17 protein-coding genes and 1 pseudogene are annotated in these 16,464 nt (G+C 72.8%); 6 read left to right on the top strand and 12 right to left on the bottom strand.

The window, feature by feature from the left end; genetic code table 11:
• Nucleotides 1–44 precede the first annotated feature (44 nt).
• The 7 genes from ACTVAJ_RS11775 to ACTVAJ_RS11805 all read right to left on the bottom strand — a co-directional run bounded on the left by ACTVAJ_RS11775 (nucleotide 45) and on the right by ACTVAJ_RS11805 (nucleotide 7,073).
• Nucleotides 45–1,121, bottom strand: a complete 1,077-nt coding sequence (locus ACTVAJ_RS11775; RefSeq protein ID WP_470388156.1) for a copper transporter — start codon at nucleotides 1,119–1,121, stop codon at nucleotides 45–47.
• Nucleotides 1,118–2,290 carry a putative cytokinetic ring protein SteA gene (gene steA / locus ACTVAJ_RS11780; RefSeq protein ID WP_470388175.1) on the bottom strand — a complete coding sequence of 391 codons (1,173 nt, stop codon included), beginning with the start codon at nucleotides 2,288–2,290 and terminating at the stop codon, nucleotides 1,118–1,120. Before steA ends, ACTVAJ_RS11775 begins: the two co-directional genes overlap by 4 nt.
• A gap of 192 nt (nucleotides 2,291–2,482) precedes the next feature.
• Nucleotides 2,483–4,192 (bottom strand): DNA repair protein RecN, encoded by a 1,710-nt coding sequence (gene recN / locus ACTVAJ_RS11785; RefSeq protein ID WP_470388157.1) that lies wholly within the window; start codon nucleotides 4,190–4,192, stop codon nucleotides 2,483–2,485.
• An 85-nt stretch (nucleotides 4,193–4,277) separates the two neighbouring features.
• Nucleotides 4,278–5,204 carry an NAD kinase gene (locus ACTVAJ_RS11790; protein ID WP_470388158.1) on the bottom strand — a complete coding sequence of 309 codons (927 nt, stop codon included), beginning with the start codon at nucleotides 5,202–5,204 and terminating at the stop codon, nucleotides 4,278–4,280.
• Between the two features lie 108 nt (nucleotides 5,205–5,312).
• Entirely contained in the window at nucleotides 5,313–6,113 is an 801-nt protein-coding gene (locus tag ACTVAJ_RS11795) for a TlyA family RNA methyltransferase (protein WP_470388159.1), read from the bottom strand.
• A 6-nt stretch (nucleotides 6,114–6,119) separates the two neighbouring features.
• Nucleotides 6,120–6,317, bottom strand: coding sequence for a hypothetical protein (locus ACTVAJ_RS11800; protein WP_470388160.1), 198 nt, complete (start codon nucleotides 6,315–6,317; stop codon nucleotides 6,120–6,122).
• A 24-nt stretch (nucleotides 6,318–6,341) separates the two neighbouring features.
• On the bottom strand, nucleotides 6,342–7,073 hold the full coding sequence (locus ACTVAJ_RS11805) for a coiled-coil domain-containing protein (protein WP_470388161.1): 732 nt from the start codon (nucleotides 7,071–7,073) through the stop codon (nucleotides 6,342–6,344).
• A 207-nt stretch (nucleotides 7,074–7,280) separates the two neighbouring features.
• Between ACTVAJ_RS11805 and ACTVAJ_RS11810 the strand changes: the two genes are divergently transcribed.
• Both ACTVAJ_RS11810 and ACTVAJ_RS11815 read left to right on the top strand, forming a co-directional pair.
• Entirely contained in the window at nucleotides 7,281–7,631 is a 351-nt protein-coding gene (locus ACTVAJ_RS11810) for an SCP2 sterol-binding domain-containing protein (protein ID WP_470388162.1), read from the top strand.
• 83 nt (nucleotides 7,632–7,714) lie between these two features.
• Complete coding sequence (locus ACTVAJ_RS11815; RefSeq protein WP_470388163.1) at nucleotides 7,715–9,016, top strand: DUF1015 family protein; 1,302 nt, start codon at nucleotides 7,715–7,717, stop codon at nucleotides 9,014–9,016.
• A 60-nt stretch (nucleotides 9,017–9,076) separates the two neighbouring features.
• Here ACTVAJ_RS11815 and ACTVAJ_RS11820 read toward each other — a convergent pair whose 3' ends face one another.
• Complete coding sequence (locus ACTVAJ_RS11820) at nucleotides 9,077–10,564, bottom strand: serine hydrolase domain-containing protein (protein ID WP_470388164.1); 1,488 nt, start codon at nucleotides 10,562–10,564, stop codon at nucleotides 9,077–9,079.
• Nucleotides 10,565–10,697: 133 nt separating this feature from the next.
• Between ACTVAJ_RS11820 and ACTVAJ_RS11825 the strand changes: the two are divergent.
• Both ACTVAJ_RS11825 and ACTVAJ_RS11830 read left to right on the top strand, forming a co-directional pair.
• A pseudogene (locus ACTVAJ_RS11825) lies at nucleotides 10,698–11,500 on the top strand (AAC(3) family N-acetyltransferase).
• Between the two features lie 101 nt (nucleotides 11,501–11,601).
• On the top strand, nucleotides 11,602–12,609 hold the full coding sequence (locus ACTVAJ_RS11830; RefSeq protein ID WP_470388165.1) for an HAD-IIA family hydrolase: 1,008 nt from the start codon (nucleotides 11,602–11,604) through the stop codon (nucleotides 12,607–12,609).
• Between the two features lie 5 nt (nucleotides 12,610–12,614).
• On the opposite strand, the gene ACTVAJ_RS11835 is transcribed toward ACTVAJ_RS11830, so the two are convergent.
• Nucleotides 12,615–12,977 (bottom strand): single-stranded DNA-binding protein, encoded by a 363-nt coding sequence (locus ACTVAJ_RS11835; RefSeq protein WP_470388166.1) that lies wholly within the window; start codon nucleotides 12,975–12,977, stop codon nucleotides 12,615–12,617.
• A gap of 162 nt (nucleotides 12,978–13,139) precedes the next feature.
• On the opposite strand from ACTVAJ_RS11835, the gene ACTVAJ_RS11840 reads away from it, so the two are divergent.
• A complete protein-coding gene (locus ACTVAJ_RS11840; protein ID WP_470388167.1) occupies nucleotides 13,140–14,114 on the top strand; it encodes an MBL fold metallo-hydrolase in 975 nt (324 codons plus the stop codon).
• 20 nt (nucleotides 14,115–14,134) lie between these two features.
• Nucleotides 14,135–15,025, top strand: a complete 891-nt coding sequence (locus tag ACTVAJ_RS11845) for a GNAT family N-acetyltransferase (protein ID WP_470388168.1) — start codon at nucleotides 14,135–14,137, stop codon at nucleotides 15,023–15,025.
• On the opposite strand, the gene ACTVAJ_RS11850 is transcribed toward ACTVAJ_RS11845, so the two are convergent.
• The 3 genes from ACTVAJ_RS11850 to ACTVAJ_RS11860 all read right to left on the bottom strand — a co-directional run.
• On the bottom strand, nucleotides 15,003–15,389 hold the full coding sequence (locus ACTVAJ_RS11850) for an NUDIX domain-containing protein (protein ID WP_470388169.1): 387 nt from the start codon (nucleotides 15,387–15,389) through the stop codon (nucleotides 15,003–15,005). The two genes, ACTVAJ_RS11845 and ACTVAJ_RS11850, sit on opposite strands and share 23 nt — an antisense overlap.
• 20 nt (nucleotides 15,390–15,409) lie before the next feature.
• Entirely contained in the window at nucleotides 15,410–16,108 is a 699-nt protein-coding gene (locus ACTVAJ_RS11855) for a hypothetical protein (protein WP_470388170.1), read from the bottom strand.
• Nucleotides 16,081–16,464 (bottom strand): hypothetical protein (locus ACTVAJ_RS11860; RefSeq protein WP_470388171.1); only part of this gene is annotated, 384 nt, incomplete at its 5' end. The genes ACTVAJ_RS11855 and ACTVAJ_RS11860, both read right to left, overlap by 28 nt.

Below are 16,464 nucleotides of genomic sequence, written 5' to 3' on the forward strand. Positions count from 1 at the left end.
GACACCGGGGACGGCGCAAGGCGGCGGAGGCGTCGTCACCGGCCTCACTCCCCGGCCTGGGCGGCGCGGCGCGCCTCGTCCTGCGAACGGGCGTCCGCCGCGTCGCCGGACACACCATCCTCGGGCTCCTCGTCCTGGGCGGGCCTCGGCTCGGGCAACGGGTCGGGAGCGAAACCCACCGCCCCCTCACCCATCCCGTACGGGAACGCGGCGCCCTCCAGGCTCGCGGCCAGGGCCAGAACGGTGATGATGTCACCCATCGGGCGTCCGGCCAGGTCGACCGTGGCGAACGAGGGCTCCTGGGCACGGGCCCGGGTGAGCAGGCCACCGGGTTCGGCGGAGGTGGCGTCCCCGGCCAGGACCGTGGGGCCGACCTCCTCACGCAGCGCGGACACGAGCGCGGTCAGGGCGGCGTGGGCGGCCTCGGAGTCGCCCTCGGAACCGAACGCGGGCGCGACCACCAGCACCGCGTCGGCGGCCTCGGCCGGCTCCCCGTGCAGCTCGACCAGCCCGCCCTCGGCGAAGGCGGCCAGCACCGCGTCGGCCGTCCGGCCATCCGCCTCCTCGTCCTCCTCGGCCCCCTCGGCCCCCTCGGCCTCGGCCTCGGCCTCGTCCTCGGAACGCGTGTCGCGGGCCAGCGCCCGACCCAGTTCCGTCCCCGCCCGGTCGTGGACGCTTCCGGTGAGCCGGTCGGGGTCGCGCGCCACCCGGACCGCGAGCTCTCCGACGAAGGTCGCGTTGTCGCCGTCCACCAGGTCCGGAGTGAGGCCGACACGCCCGACGACCTCTCCGTCGGCCTCCCCGACACGGTCGGCCAACGCCGCGACCACGTCACCGTCGGCCCCCGGAGCGGCCACCACGACCACGCCCACACCGTCGAGCCGGCGGTCGAGCACGTCTTTCGACACGGCTTCGGCGAACGTGTCGGCCCCCGCACCGACGCGCTCCGCCTCGTCGCGTTCGGCACGCAGCCGCTCGCTCTGACCGCGCAGGTCGGCGGTCTCCGACTGGAGGGTGTGGAGCAACGGGTCCTGGAGCATGGTGGTGCCCAGGACGATCCCCACGGTGAGCGCGAGGAACACCGCGACGATGGACACCAGGTGGTAGCGGAAGTCGATCACGTGAACAGCCCCGTCATCCAGTAGGAGAACGCGTCCCAGCGCGCCGCGAGGAAGGTGAGGTAGACCTGGCCCGCCGGGGAGCTGTAGGCGGCGACGACGATGGTGAGCAGGCAGGCGGCGACCAGGCCCAGCAGGGCCCACGGGGAGATGCGCGAACGGTAGAGGCGGCTGACGCCCTTGGCGTCCACGAGTTTGCCGCCCACCCGGAGACGGGTGAGGAACGTGCTGGCCATCCCCGAGCGCCCCTTGTCGAGGAACTCCTCCAGGGTGGCGTGGGTGCCGACCGCCACGATGAGCGCGGCCCCCGCGCCGTCCGCGAGCATCATCGCCACGTCCTCGCTGGTCCCGGTCGCCGGGAAGATCACGGCGGTGTGGCCCAGGTCGGTGAGCCGGGACAGGCCGGGGGCGCGGCCGTCCCGGTAGGCGTGGACGACCAGTTCGGCACCGCTGCCCAGCGCCCGGTCGGAGACGGAGTCGAAGTCCCCGACGATGATGTCGGGCCGGTACCCGGCCTCCATGACCGCGTCCGCTCCGCCGTCGACCGCGATGATCACCGGCCGGAACTCGCGGACGTAGGGGCGCAGGGCGGCGATGTCCTCGCGGTAGTGGTAGCCGCGGACCACGATGAGGGCGTGCCGTCCCTCCATACCGGTGCTGATGTCCGGGATACCGACGCCGTCGAGCAGCAGGTCGCGCTCGTGCTGGAGGTAGGCCATGGTGTTGGCGGCGAAGGCCTCCAACTGGGTGGCCAGGCCCGCGCGCGCCTCGGCCATGGCCGCCCCGACCGTACCGGTGTCCTGGAGGGTGCCGCGGGCGACGGCCTCCTCCCCCCGGTAGAGGGTGGCCCCCTCCAACCGCAGGCGCTCACCGTCGCGCACCCGGGTGAACACCTCGGGGTCGACGTCGTCCACCAACGGGATCCCGGCCTCGACGATCATCTCCGGCCCCTGGTTGGGGTAACGGCCGCTGATGCTGCGGGCGACGTTGAGCACCGCCGAGACACCGCACCCGACCAGGGCCTCGGCACTGACCCGGTCGAGGTCGACGTGGTCGATGACGGCGATGTCGCCGGGGTGGAGCCGCTTGGTCAGGTTCTTGGTGCGACGGTCAGAACGGACGGGCGCGACCAGCCCGGCGGGCGCGTCCCCCCGGGAGCGGCGCAACCGCAGGACTGTGGCGCTAAGCGCATCCGATACCTTCATCGATCGCATACTGTCAGAACTCGCTTACCCTGAGTCATAACAGCTGGTCGATCGGCGTGTTCTCCCTACCAGGCGTGGCCGCAGCGGCCACCCGGAAGGAGAGGGCCCCACGAACACCGCACCGAGGACCGGGGCGGAGCCCGGACGGGGCGTCGCGGATCAGGCCGCCGGGTAGGCACGCTCCGGATCGGCGTTGGTGAGCAGCTCCTCGGCGTGGGCCCGGCCCAGTTCCGAGTCCTCCAGCCCGGCGAGCATGCGCGACAGCTCCCGGACCCGCCCGGCACGGTCCAGCCGAACCACACCGCTCTCGGTGACCAGACCCTCGGTGGACTTCTCCACCACCAGGTGGGCGTCGGCGAAGGCCGCGACCTGCGGCAGGTGGGTGACCACGATGACCTGGGCACGCCGGGCCAGACGGGCCAGGCGCCGACCGATCTCGACGGCGGCCTTACCGCCCACCCCCGCGTCCACCTCGTCGAAGACGAACGTGGGCACCGGATCGGCACCGGCGAAGACCACCTCGATGGCCAGCATGACACGGGAGAGCTCACCACCGGAGGCCCCCTTGTGCAGGGCCAGCGGAGGCGAACTCGGGTGCGGAGCCAACAGCAGCTCCACCTCGTCGCGCCCGTTGGGCCCGAACTCCTCACCCGTCTGGATACGCACACTCACCCGCGCGTGCGGCATCGCCAACGCGGTCAGCTCCCCGGTGACGGCCGCACCGAACCGATCGGCCGCCTCGGTGCGGATCCGCGTCAGCTCCGCCGCGGACTCCTCCAACCGGGCGCGCAGGTCGTCGGCCTCACCCCGCAGCGCGTCGATCCGCTCGTCGTCGCCCTCCAGCTCGGTGAGCCGCTTGGCCGCGTTCGACGCCCAGGCCAGCACCTCGTCCGTGGTCGCGCCGTACTTGCGGGACAACTGCGTGAGCAGCGCGCGCCGCTCCTGCACCGCCGCCAGACGGGCCGGGTCGGAGTCCACCGACTCCCCGTAGGAGGCCAGTTCCGTGGCGGCGTCGGAGATGATGTAGGACGCCTCGTCCAGACGGTCACCGATCACCCCCAGACGCGCGTCGTGCTCACGCACCGACGCCACCGCCTGCCGGGCCGCCGAGAGCAACCCCACCACGTCGACCTCCACGTCGGCGGCCGGGTCCCCGACCAGCGCCTCGTGCGCGGTCGTGGCCGCCACCCGCAGGCCGTCGGCGTGCGCCAGGCGGGTCTCCTCCGCCAGGAGTTCGGCGTCCTCCCCCGGCTGCGGCTCCGCGGCCTCGATCTCCTCGACCCCGAACCGCAGCAGATCGGCCTCCTGGGCGCGCTCACGGGCGCGCTGCACGATCTCCTCCAGCTCCGCCGAGACCTCGCGGTGCCGCCGGTAGGCCGCCCCGTACCGCTTCAGCTCCCTGGCCAGCTCCGCCCCCGCGAACCGGTCCAGGGACGAGCGCTGCCGGTCGGCGCGCAGCAGACGCTGCTGGTCGGACTGGCCGTGCACCGCGACCAGGTCGTCGGCCAGGTAGGCGAGCAGACTCACCGGAGCCGACCGGCCGCCCATCGTCGCACGCGAACGCCCCTCCGCCGACACGGCGCGGGTGAGGATGAGAACGTCGTCGTCGATGTCGCCACCGGCCTCCAGAACGCGCGAGGCCACCCGGCCGTCACCGGGAACCGTCAGACGGCCCTCGACGACCGCCCGGGAGGCACCGGGGCGCACACGCTGGGGGTCGGCCCGTCCACCGAAGAGCAACCCGAGCCCGGTGACGACCATGGTCTTTCCCGCACCGGTCTCGCCCGTCACGACGGTCAGTCCCGGTGACAACTCCAGAACGGCGTCATCAATGACCCCGAGCCCCTGGATGCGGACTTCCTCCAGCACCGAACCCTCTCCTGATAGTTGACGCCTGTGCGTTCACACGCGCGCCGCACGCGCGCAAGCGACGTGCCAGGAACGCTGTCCTGGTTCAGCGGTCGCGCTCGCCCCGACCGCGCCAGCCCGCGACCGGCAGACCGAACTTGGCCACCAGCCGGTCGGTGAACGGCGCCCGGTGCAACCGGGCCAGCCGAACCGGCGTGTCCGCACGGGTGATCTCGATCCGCGCCCCGGCGGGCAATTCGACCATACGCCGTCCATCACACCAGAGCACGCCCGGCGCCGTGTCCGGCAGCACCTCCAACGCGACCGTCGCGTTCGGTCCCACCACGAGCGGGCGGGCGAACAGGGCGTGGGCGCTGAGCGGGACGACGAGCATCGCGTCGACGTCGGGCCAGACCACCGGTCCCCCGGCGGAGAAGGCGTGCGCGGTGGACCCGGTGGGGGTCGCGCACACCACTCCGTCACAGGTCCAGCGGGAGAGCGGACGACCGTCGATCTCCAGGACGGCCTCCAGGATGCGGCGGGCCTCACCCTTCTCCAGGGTCGCCTCGTTGAGCGCCCAGGTCCGCACCGGGGGCGCCCCGTCACCGCGGCCGCCGTTGAGGACCGCGACGTCGAGGGTCATCCGCTCCTCGACGACGTAGTCGCGTCGGACCACACTCTGCACGGTCGCACCGAGGTCCTCACGCTCGGCCTCGGCCAGGAATCCGACGTGGCCCAGGTTCACACCGAGCAGGGGGGCACCCGCCGGACGCGCGATCTCCGCGGCCCGCAACAGGGTGCCGTCACCGCCGAGCACCATGACCAGCTCGACGCCCTCGGCGGCCTCCGCCTGCTCGACGGCCTCGACCGGCGCCAGGGCGCACCCCTCGGCCGCCAACTCCTCGACCTCGCCCTTGAGCATGCGCACCGTCAACCCGGCCCGGGTGAGGCTCCGGTGAACCAGGTGGGCGCTGCGGATCGCCGCGGGCCGACCGGTGTGCGCCAGCAGGAGAACACTGCGTCCGCTGGTCATCGCCGTCCCCTCACGTTCGCTCCCCGGCGGGGAGTCGGATGCGGGCCGGGAGCGGTCGCTGACCCGGCCGGGTCACGTTACCGGACACCGAGGACACGGTGCCACGCCCTAACGGGGCCCCTCCTCGATCGCCCTGGCCAGCCGGTCGGGATCCAGCGGCGGCGCGCCCGCGCGCATCCACAGGAAGTACTCGACGTTGCCGGAGGGTCCCGGGAGCGGACTGGCCGTGACGTCCACGGTGCCCAGCCCCAGACCGAAGGCGTGCTCGGCGACCCGGGTGACCGCCTCCGCGCGCAGGCCGGGGTCCCGGACCACACCGCCGGCCCCGACCCGCTCCTTGCCGACCTCGAACTGGGGTTTGACCATCAGGACGAAGTCGGCCTCGGGGGTGACACAGTCACGCAACGGTGCCAGTACCAGGGTCAGCGAGATGAACGACAGGTCACCCACGACCAGGTCCGGGCGGGGCTCACCGATCCGCTCGGGGGTGAGCTCGCGGACGTTGCACCGCTCCATCACACGCACGCGTTCGTTGCTGCGCAGGGACCAGGCGAGCTGACCGTAACCGACGTCGACCGCCGTGACGTGCGCGACCTCACGGCGCAGCAGCACGTCGGTGAACCCGCCGGTGGAGGCGCCCGCGTCGAGCGCGTGCCGACCGGAGACGTCCAGGGAGAACGCGTCCAGGGCACCGATGAGCTTGTGCGCGCCCCGGGAGACGTAGGGGGGTTCCTCCGAGGGGGTGCGCACGACGATGGGCTGGTCGGTGCCGACCTGGGTGGCGGCCTTGGAGGCCACCATCCCGGCCACACGGACGTAGCCGCCCTCGATGATCTCGGCGGCGTGGCCGCGGGAGCGTGCGTGACCGCGGCGGACGAGTTCCGCGTCGAGCCGACTGCGTTTTGCCATGGTCACCTAGGATACCGGGGGCCGACGGGAGGTGTTCGCGTCCTGGTCCAGCGCACCGAGCACCGTGGACAGCTCCCGGTGCAGCGAGTCGAAGACACCGACGTGCTCGGCGGTGGGCAGGCCGTCCAGCCCGGCCAGCCGCTCACGTGTGCTCGCGAGGGTCTGTTCGGCCAGCGCCGCGGCCTGTTCCGTGGGGTCCGTCATCGCTCTCCCGTACTCGTGGGGACGCTACTTCTTCGCGGTTCCCTTGCCCTTGGGCGTCCGCTTGCCCGCGGTCGCCTTTCCGCTCGAACGCGCACGGCCGGAACGCGCGGCCGGCTTCGCGGCGCCCTTGGCCGTGGAACGGCCCTTGGAGCTCGCCTCCGCCGTCTTGGCGGGCTGTGACCCGGCACCCTCGTCAGCCGCCGGAGGCTCCTCCCCGGGGTCCCCCTCGGCTGCGGAGTCGGAGCCATCGCTCTCGGCGGGCGCGGTGTCGGCGGTGTCGGCGGAGCCCTCGTCAGCGGGTTCGGGCCGCACCTGGGGGGTCACCCCGGCATCGGCGGGAACGGCCTCCGGGGCCGCGGCGGCGGGAACGGGTGCGGCGTCGACGGACGCAAGGGGACGTTCGGCGGCCTGGTGGCGCGCCGCCAGCCGGCGTTCGAGTTCGGCCACCCGACGCACCAGACGGTCGTGCTCGCCCCGGGGGACGACGTCCATCCGCTCCAACTGCCGTTCGACCTCGGACCGGACCAGGGCGGCGATGGCGGCGCGGTTGGCCTGGCTGGTCTCGATGAGCTCCCCCGCCAGAGCCTGGATGTTCTGGCCGACCCGCGGCGGCAGCGCCTCACCCCCCGTCCGTTCCGGCGCGGCGGTACCGTTCGCCCGCAGCAGCGCCTTGGCCGCGGCGACGGCCTCCTTGCGCGACAGTTCGGTGAGGCCACTGGCGGCATCGAGATAGGTGCGTACCGCGTCGACGACCATGTTTCACGTGCTCCTTGATGGGACCGCGGGAGGAAGGGCAGGGGAGGGGGCGCGGGGGGCGAGGGGGCCGCCGCGCGACATGGGGGGTTCGCGGTCAACGCTACCGGGGCCCGGAGCCCGATGGCACGGGAACCCGTCAGGCGGCGCCGTTCGTCCCGTTCGCGACGGTGGAACCCCCCACCTCTCCCGATAGGGCATCATGTGGCCATGAGCAGCATCGAGGCGTGCCTGGCCGGTATCGCGAAGGTGAACGAACGCATCCTCGCCCGACCCGAGTCCGAACGCCGCAAGCACATCCGCGAACGTTCGGTCAGCGTCGTGGTCCCGGACCTGTCGACGGTGTTCGACATGCGACTCACCCTGGACGGCCTCGTGGACGTCACCCACCGCCCCTCCGACCGGGCGGCCCCCTCCCCCCAGGTGCGGGTGACCGTGGGCAGCGGTGACCTGGTCGAGCTGGCGGAGGACCGGATGGACTACGCCCGCGCGCTGCTCACCCGCCGCGTCAGGGTGGACGCCAGCGTCGGCGACCTGCTGCGCATGCGCCGTCTGATGTAGCGCCTCCACCTCCGCGGTCCGAGCCGACCGGGAGAACGCCCCGAACAGGCGTCACACCGGTGGACAGGAGGTACCGTTCTGGGATGCCACGCCAACCTCTCGCGCTGGCTCCCTTCCGGGGGCTGCGCTACACGGACCTGGACGTCGGGCGGATCCTCGACTCCGGTGAGTACGGTGTCGCCCACCTCCTCGCCCCTCCCTACGACGTCCCCAGCCCCGAGGAGACGCGCGAGCTGCTGCGCTCGGACCCGCACAACGCCGCCCACCTCACGGTGCCCTACCAGCTGAACCTGACAGCGCCCGGCAACTGCACGGGACAACCCGCACGGTTCGTCTACGAGCGGGCCGCCACCCGCCTGAACACGTGGATCGACGACGGCGTGCTGGCCCAGGACCCCGAGGACGCCCTCTACGTCTACGAGCAGGTGTCGGCGACCGGAACGAGCCAACGCGGACTCATCGGCGCGCTGGACCTGCCCTCGGCCACCGAACCCGGCCCGGTGCGCCCACACGAGCAGGTGGAGCGCAGGCCCGTGCTCGACCGGATCCGGCTGATGGCACGCACCCGCGCCAACCTCGAACCGATCTTCCTGCTCTACCCCGGGGGGAACGGCGCCGCCACCCGGATCACGCAGGACGCGCAACGGCGCGGAGCACTCCTCGTCGACACCCGCACCGCCGACGGAACGCGGCACCGGCTCTGGTCACTGACCGACCCGGCGACCCTCGCCGAGATCGAGGCCGACCTGGCCGCCCGCACCGCGCTGATCGCGGACGGCCACCACCGGTACACCGCCTACCAGCGCATGCACCAGCTCGGCGACGACCCGGGATGGGCGTACGGGCTCGCCTACCTCGTGGACAGCGACGCCCACCCCCCGACCCTGGGCGCCATCCACCGCGTCGTGCCGAAGCTGGCCACCGAACGGGCGGCCGAGTCGGCGCGGGCGGTGGCCCGGGTCGAACGCCTGGACACCAGCTCCCTCACCGAAGCCGAACAGGCCCTGGCCAAGGCGGAGCACCCGGCCCTGCTCCTGGCCGACCCGCACGACGGTTTCCACCTCGTGTCCGGATTCGACCCGCGGCGGCTGGCGGAGGCAACCCCCTCGCAGTCCGACGCCTACCGGAAACTGCCCACCACCGCACTGCACCACCTGCTCCTCCCCCTGTGGGAGCACCCCGAACAGGACCTGCGCATGGTGCACGACGACCCCGCCAAGGCGGTCGAGGCGGCCCGGCAGGAGGAGGGCACGGCCGTCATCGTGCCCCCGCTGAACGTGGAACAGGTGTACGCGGTCGCCGAGCACGGCGAACTCACCCCGCGCAAGTCCACCTCATTCGGCCCCAAACCACGCAGCGGCCTGGTCATGCGCATCCTGCCCTGACCGCCCTCGGGCCGACCGCCCGGCGGACCCGCCCGGCACCTGCGCACCCGGGAACGGCGATCACCCCCGGCGTCGCAACACGGTCACCAGCCGCACCGCGTACACCGCGGCGACCGCGACCCCGGCGACCATCAGCAGGGTGAACCCCGCGGGCACGACGTAGAAGGTCTGCTCCCAGGTGATATGGCGGTTCGAGGCCAACAGCCCGAGCAGCCGGTTCACGAACACCCCGGCGAGGATCACGGCCAGCCCGGGCAGCAGGCGCACCGCGGTACGCCACCGGGGTCGGGCACGCGCGGCCTCGACCCAGGCCCCGGCACGCCGCACCCCCCGGTACGTGAGGTAGCCGGTGAGCCCGATGAGAGCGACCAGGACCAGGTCGAGCGCGAACATCGCCGCCCCGGCCGCGGTCGCGGGCTCCTCGCCGTCGGCCAGGGCCACCAACCCCGACACCAGGGCCTGGGAGTCGGCAGTGCCCAACCCCGTGTTGGCCATCACCGCGATCCCGTACCCGCTCTCCGGCAGCAGCGCCTGGTAGGCCGTGTAGGTGAACTGGATGCCGCCGTGCGACAGCATCGGACTCCCCGCCCGCGTGTCCCAGGTGTTCCACCCCAGGGCTCTGCTCTCACCCAGCCCGTCCTGCGCGAGCGGGGTGTGCGTGGTGTCGATCCCCTCCTCCGACAGGACACGGACGCCGTCGGCGCCCTCGCCCCCGTTGTTCTGCGCGATGAGCCAGCGCGCCATGTCCGCGGCGGTCGTGACCATCCCACCCGCACCGTTGAAGTAGCTCTCCGGTTCCACGACGGGCACCGCACGGCCGAGGACCGCGATGTGCCCCCGTGCCACCCCCTGCTCGAACACCTCGTCCGCGGTGTCCACCGTGGTGGTGGCGTCCATGCCCAGGGGGGTGAACACGCGCTCGTCCAGGAACTCGTCGAAGGGACGGCCGCCGACGACCTCCACCAGGCGCGCCGCCACGTGGTAGTTGGGGTTGTGGTAGTTCTCCTCCGTTCCCGGCTCGGCGGCCAGGCGGACGTCGGCCAGACGGGCGACCGCACCCTCAAGGTCGTCGGGAACCGGCGCCGCCTTCTCCGCGAAGGCGGTGTCGGCCATCCCGGAGGTGTGGGTCAGCAACTGGCGGACGGTGATGTCCTGCGAGCGCGGATCCGCGGTGGTGAACTCGGGCAGGTGGTCCACCACCGGGTCGTCGAGCGCGATCTCCCCGTCCTCGACGAGTTGCATGACGGCGAGCGCGGTGAAGGGCTTGCTGACCGAGGCCACTCCCATGGGGGTGTCGGCGGTCAACGGCTCACCCCGGGAGTCGGTGCCGTATCCGGCCGTGCGCACCACCTCGGTGCCCCGGGTGACGGCGACGGTGACTCCGGGCAGCGGTGCGGAGTCCAGGTACTCGCGTACGTAGGAGTCCACGGCCTCGGGCGTCAGCGGACCGGAGACCGCGGACCCGGCATCGGCCTGGACGGGAACGGCACTGGTGAGGGTGGCGGCGACAGCGAGGAGGCCCGCCGCCATGGCCTTGATCGGGAACATGACGACCATCGTGTTCCCCGCGACACGACCGAAGCGACGGTGCCGACCGCACGAACTCCCTGCGGTCCGCCACACCCCGGCAGTACCGTCAACCCCAGCCGAGCCCACCTGCCGTACGAAAGCCGGAGCACCCGTGGCATTCCCCTCGCCCACGAACACCCGGACCCCGCGGACCCGTGCCTCGCTGTCCCGCGACCTGTCGGTTCTGGGCGTCGGAACGGGCGACACCCTCCTGGTCCGCTCCTCCCTGCGCTCCCTGGGCTGGGTGTGCGGCGGCGCTCCGACGGTGATCCGCGCTCTGACCGACACGGTCGGCGTACACGGAACCATCGCCGTCCCGACCCAGACCATGGACAACTCCGACCCCGCGACCTGGACGAACCCACCCGTCCCCGAGGACTGGTGGCCGCTCATCCGGGCCGAGTCACCACCGTTCGACCCGGGGGTCACCCCGACCCTGGCCATGGGCCGGATCGCGGAGACCCTGCGCACGTGGCCCGGCGCGGCGCGCAGCGCACACCCCCAGACCTCCTTCGCCGCTCTGGGCCACCGGGCCGGGCTGTTCATGTCGGGACACGCGCGGGACTGCCGACTGGGTGAACGCTCCCCGCTCGCGGAGCTGGAGCGAACCGACGCCCGGGTCCTGCTCCTGGGCACCGGGTACGCCTCCTGCACGGCCTTCCACCTCGCGGAGTACCGGGGCCCCGACCCGCCCGGGAGGAGTTCTCGTGCGCGGTCCTGACCGCCGACGGGCGACGGGCGTGGGTCACCCACACCGACGTGGTCCCGGACGAGAGCGACTTCGCACACCTGGGGGCGGCCTTCGAGGACACCGGAGCCGTGACGACGGGGCGGGTGGGAGCGGCCGCGGCACGGCTGTTCTCGCTGCCCCGGGCCGTGGAGTTCGCGACCGGGTGGCTGACCCGGCACCGGTGACCAGTGCGACGCAGCGCACACCGGGGACCGGCGGCCCCGCCCACCCCGGCGCCCGTAGCCTGGACACGTCCACTCCCACCGCACGGAACGGGTGCCCCGCCATGTCCCTGCTCGCCGCCGACCGCCCGCTCTCGGAGCTGCACGACGCGATGCTCCTCGACCTGGACGGCGTGGTCTACATCGGCCCGCGTGCGGTGCCGAGCGCTCCGGAGGCCGTGGGCAAGGCCCGCGCGGCCGGGGCCCGGGTGGCGTTCGTGACCAACAACGCCGGGCGGACGCCCGCCCGGATCGCCGAGCACCTCACCGAACTCGGTGTCGCCGCCGCTCCCGAGGACGTCGTGACCTCGGCCGAGGCCGCGGCACGTGTGGTGAGCGACCGCTTCCCGGCCGGATCGGACGTCCTCGTGGTGGGCGACACCGGACTGCGCCAGGCCGTCCGGCGGATGGGCCTGCGGCCGGTCACCGTGGCCACGGAGTCGGTGGTGGCCGTGGTGCAGGGATACGCGCGCGGGATGTCCCGCGACCTGCTCGACCAGGGCGCGCTCGCGGTGGCCCGGGGCGCCCTGTACGTGGCGAGCAACGCCGACGCCACCGCGCCCAACGAGTGGGGGATCACCCCCGCCAACGGCTCCTTCGTCCGGGTCATCGCCCACGCCACCGGCGTGGAGCCGATCATCGCGGGCAAACCCATGCGCCCGCTGCACGAGGAGGGCATCCTGCGCACCGGTGCCGGGAACCCGCTGATCGTCGGCGACCGGTTGGACACCGACATCGAGGGCGCCACCACGCACGGGGCAGCCGGGATGCTCGTGCTGTCGGGGGTGGCCACGCCGTCGGACGTGCTGGCCGCACCAGCGCACCAGCGCCCGCGCTACCTGGCCTGGGACGTGTCGGGGATGAACCAGGCGCACCCGGCCGTGCTCCGGGAGGGGGGCCGGACCCGGTGCGAGGGGTGGACGGCCGTCACCGACGGCGGCGAACTCCGTCTGGAGGGTTCCGGAGACCGGTTGGACGGACTGCGCGCGCTGTGCGTGGCGGCGTGGTCGGACGACACCGTGGACCCGACCGGCCCGTCCGCACGCGCGGCGCTGAACCACCTGGACTGGTGAACCGATCACCGCTCCTGCCCCTTCTCCCCCACCCGCTCCGCCGTGCGCACCTCCACCTCGTGGACGGCGCGTACCCCGTCGCCGGCCCGCCAGGTACGCCTGCGCAACGCCCCGGTCATCTGGACGACCTCGCCCAGCCGCCAGGCCCGGACCCGCTCCCGGACACCGGGGTCGAAACTGACACAGGTGATGGAGTCGGAGCGGTGCCCCCGGAACCGGGACTCGGCCGTGCGGGCCACGCAGATCCGCCAGACGGCGAGCCGGTCCCCGCTGGGCAGTTCCCGGACCGAGGGTTGGGCGGTGATCCGCCCCGCCACGACGATCTCGTTGCGGTGCCCCGCCCCCGCGGAGGTGGTCTCCTGTCGCATGTGCCGTCCTTCCCGAAGTGCCCTGTCTCCAGGCTCACCCGGCCCGGCCCGAGGCGAAAGCCCCTTTCCCCGCCTGTGGACAACTCCCCCCTGCCTCCTCCCGTCGGAGGTCACCTGTCCTAGAGTCGGTGGTCTCAGCCACACGACCGGACAGGAGTGCCCGTGGACGTGAACGACCTGCCCGAGGGGATCACCCACCTGGGTGACGACGTCTTCGCCATCGACACGATGCTCGCCGGGTACCCCGGCGTGGTCTCGGCCTACCTGATCCGGTCCGAGCGGCCGTGCGTCGTCGAGGTCGGCACCGCCGGTTCGGCGCCCGTGCTGCAGCGCGCGATCTCCCACCTGGGTCTGGCCGCCGAGGACCTGGCGACCATCGTCGTCACGCACATCCACCTGGACCACGCGGGCGGCATCGGGGACATGGCGGCCGTGTTCCCCGAAGCGGAGATCGTCGTCCACGAGCGCGGTGCCCGGCACCTGGCCGACCCGAGTCGACTGATGAGCAGCGCCGCGATGGTCTGGGGCGACCGGCTGGAGAGCCTGTTCGGACACATGCGTCCCACCGAGGCGACCCGGATCCGGGCGGTCGGCGAGACCGGGGAGGTCGACCTGGGCGGTGGGCGCCGCCTGGTGTCGCACTACGCGCCCGGGCACGCCAAGCACCACATGGGCCTGGTCGACACCGCCAACGGCGACCTCTACGTCGGCGACGCCCTGGGGGTGTACAACCCGCTCACGGGCGACGTCCGCCCGGCGACCCCGCCCCCGGACTTCGACCTGGACGCGTGTCTGCGCACCCTGCGGCTGTTCGGCGACATCGAGCCGCGGCGCCTGATGTTCTCCCACTTCGGTGCCGCGGGGTCGGTCCAGGAGACGATCGAGCGCGCGGAGTCCGAACTGAGGGTGTGGGTGGAGACCGTCCGCGAGTCCCACGGCACCGTCGGCGACCTGGACCACGCGATCGCCATGGTGCGCGACAAGGTGATGACCCGGTACGCCCCGATGCCCGCCGAGGGCGCGGAGGTCCTCGACACCCTCGCGGGTGCGGACACCAACGTGTCCGGCATCGTGCACTGGCTGGACCGCCTGGCGGCCGAGCAGGCCGCGGAAAAGGACGTGCGCCCCCAGGGGTGAGGCCGCTAGGGTCGCCCGACATGACGATCCGAGGGCTCACCGCTGAGGACGTCCCGGGAGTTCACCGCCTCCTGGGCGACGCCTTTCCCACCCTGGTCCTGTCCCAGGAGGCCGTACGCTGGCGCCTCGATCACGGATCCCCGGGCGCGGACAACCGCGCCCTGGTCCGCGTCCGGAACGGCCGGGTCACCGGGCACGTCCGCTCGGTGCTGCGCGACGGGGTCGGCAGCACCCTGCTCATCGCGAGCGACGACGGGCCGGGCACGGACCTGTTGGCCGCCTCCGAGCGGAGCCTGGTCGAGCGGGGCGCCCGGAGCCTGCGTGTGACGGTGGCCGAGGAGAGCGTACAGCGCGACGGGGGCTCCCTCCTGGCCTCCCTGGCCGACAGCGGGGTGGTCGACACCCACCGGATCCTGGAGCTCGACCTCGGGGATCTGCCGCCTCCCCCGGCCGCGCCCTCCGGCGCGGAGCTGCGCGCGTGGCACGAGTGCGAACCGCGCACGCTGTACGATCTCGACCGCCTCACCAGTAAGGACGAACCGGGAGAGACGGCCGCCTTCCCGTCGTTCGAGGAGTGGTACGCGGAGGTCTGGCGGCACCCGCTCTACGACCTCGACCTGAGCCTGGTGCTGCTGCTCGACGGCAGACCGGTGGCCATCACCTGCTACGTCTCGGACCGCGGGACCCGGATGGAGTCGTCGATGACCGGCACCCTCCGCGAGTACCGGGGCCGGGGACTGGCGGGCTACGCCAAGACCGCCGCCCTGCACCGCGCACGGGAGCGGGGCTTCACCCACGCCTACACCGGCAACCACAGGGGCAACGCACCCATGCTCGCGATCAACGAGCGGCTGGGATACCGGCTCGTGGGCAGCGAGCACACCTTCGTCAGGGGAGTCCCAGCTCCGTGAGCAGGTGGGCGTACAGACCGTCGGACCACGACAGGTCCTCGGGCAGGGAGGCGAACTCCCGCACCTCGACGGTCTCGAAGTCGCCGCTCAACGGCGCGACGTCGAGCACCTGGGCACTGGTGACCACGGTGACGTGCCCGCTGGCCAGGACGTAGTACCCCAGCACGGACACCTCCCCGAGGGTGGCGTTCGCCTCCTCGCGGACCTCGCGCACGACGGTGTCCTGGACGTCCTCCCCGGGTTCGGCGTGTCCGCCGGGGAACTCCCAGGCCCGGTGCCGGTGACGCACCATCAGCAACCGGTCGCCCCGGAGCGTCAGGCACACCACCGAGTCATGGGACTCGGGCAGCACCCCCAGGTGCACCCGAGCCCCACCGAGCGGTCTCAGTCCCGCTCCTCGTCGTCGGCTTCCTCCGCGTCCGTCCAGATGATGCCGTCGTGGTCGACGTCGACGAGTTCGACGCCCTCCAGAGCGGCGAGACGCTCGTCCGCGTCGGTGACACCCTCGCGGTCCACCGCGGACGCCCGCGCGAAGTACTCACGCGCGTCGTCCTCCCGGCCGAGTTCCTCCAGGACGTCCGCGTAGGCGTAGAAGAGCCGCGCGATCCACGGCCGTGCGCGGCGTTCCTTGAGCTCGGGGACCTGGAGTTCGGCGAGGGCGGCCTGCAGGTCGCCCATGTCCCGGCGGGCCCCGGAGGCGACGATGCGCAGCTCGATCCGATCGGCGGAGTCCAGTTTGGCGGCCGCCGGGTCGTTACCGATCTCCAGTGCACGCTCGGGCCTGCCGAGACCGCGCTCGCAGTCGGCCATGATCGCCAGGAAGTTGTCCCGACCGCTCATCCGTCGGGCCGCGCGCAGATCGGCGAGGGCCTCCTGCCACTTGCCCACCGTGTAGGCGGCGACACCCGACGCCTCACGGACCCCGGGCAGTCGGGAAGCCTTGCGACGGGCGAAGGCCGCGTGCCCGTAAGCCCGCTCCGGGTCCTCGTCGAGCAGGAGGCCGGCGGCGACGATGTGCTTGCCGACGAGTTCGGCCAGGGACTTGGGCAGCGAGTTCAGATCCCGCCTGGTCTCCGGGTCCAACTGCTCGTAGGTGGCCGCCTCCGGCAGCGGGGGTGCGACGTCCGCGGGGTCACGGTCACGGTCGTCACGGCCCCGGTAACCACCACGGTCATCACGACGATCACCACGGAAACCGCCCCGACGATCGTCACGGCGGTCATCACGGAAGCCACCCCGACGGTCATCACGGCGGTCATCACGGCGGTCGCGGTAGCCGCCGCGGCTGTCATCGCGACGGTCGTCACGACGCCCCTCGCGCCGGTCACGGTCGTCACGGCCCCGGTAACCACCACGGTCATCACGACGATCACCACGGAAGCCACCCCGACGATCGTCACGGCGGTCATCACGGAAGCCACCCCGACGGTCATCACGGC

The sequence above is a fragment of the Nocardiopsis sp. KDC1DS13DA1 genome (assembly GCF_055632325.1).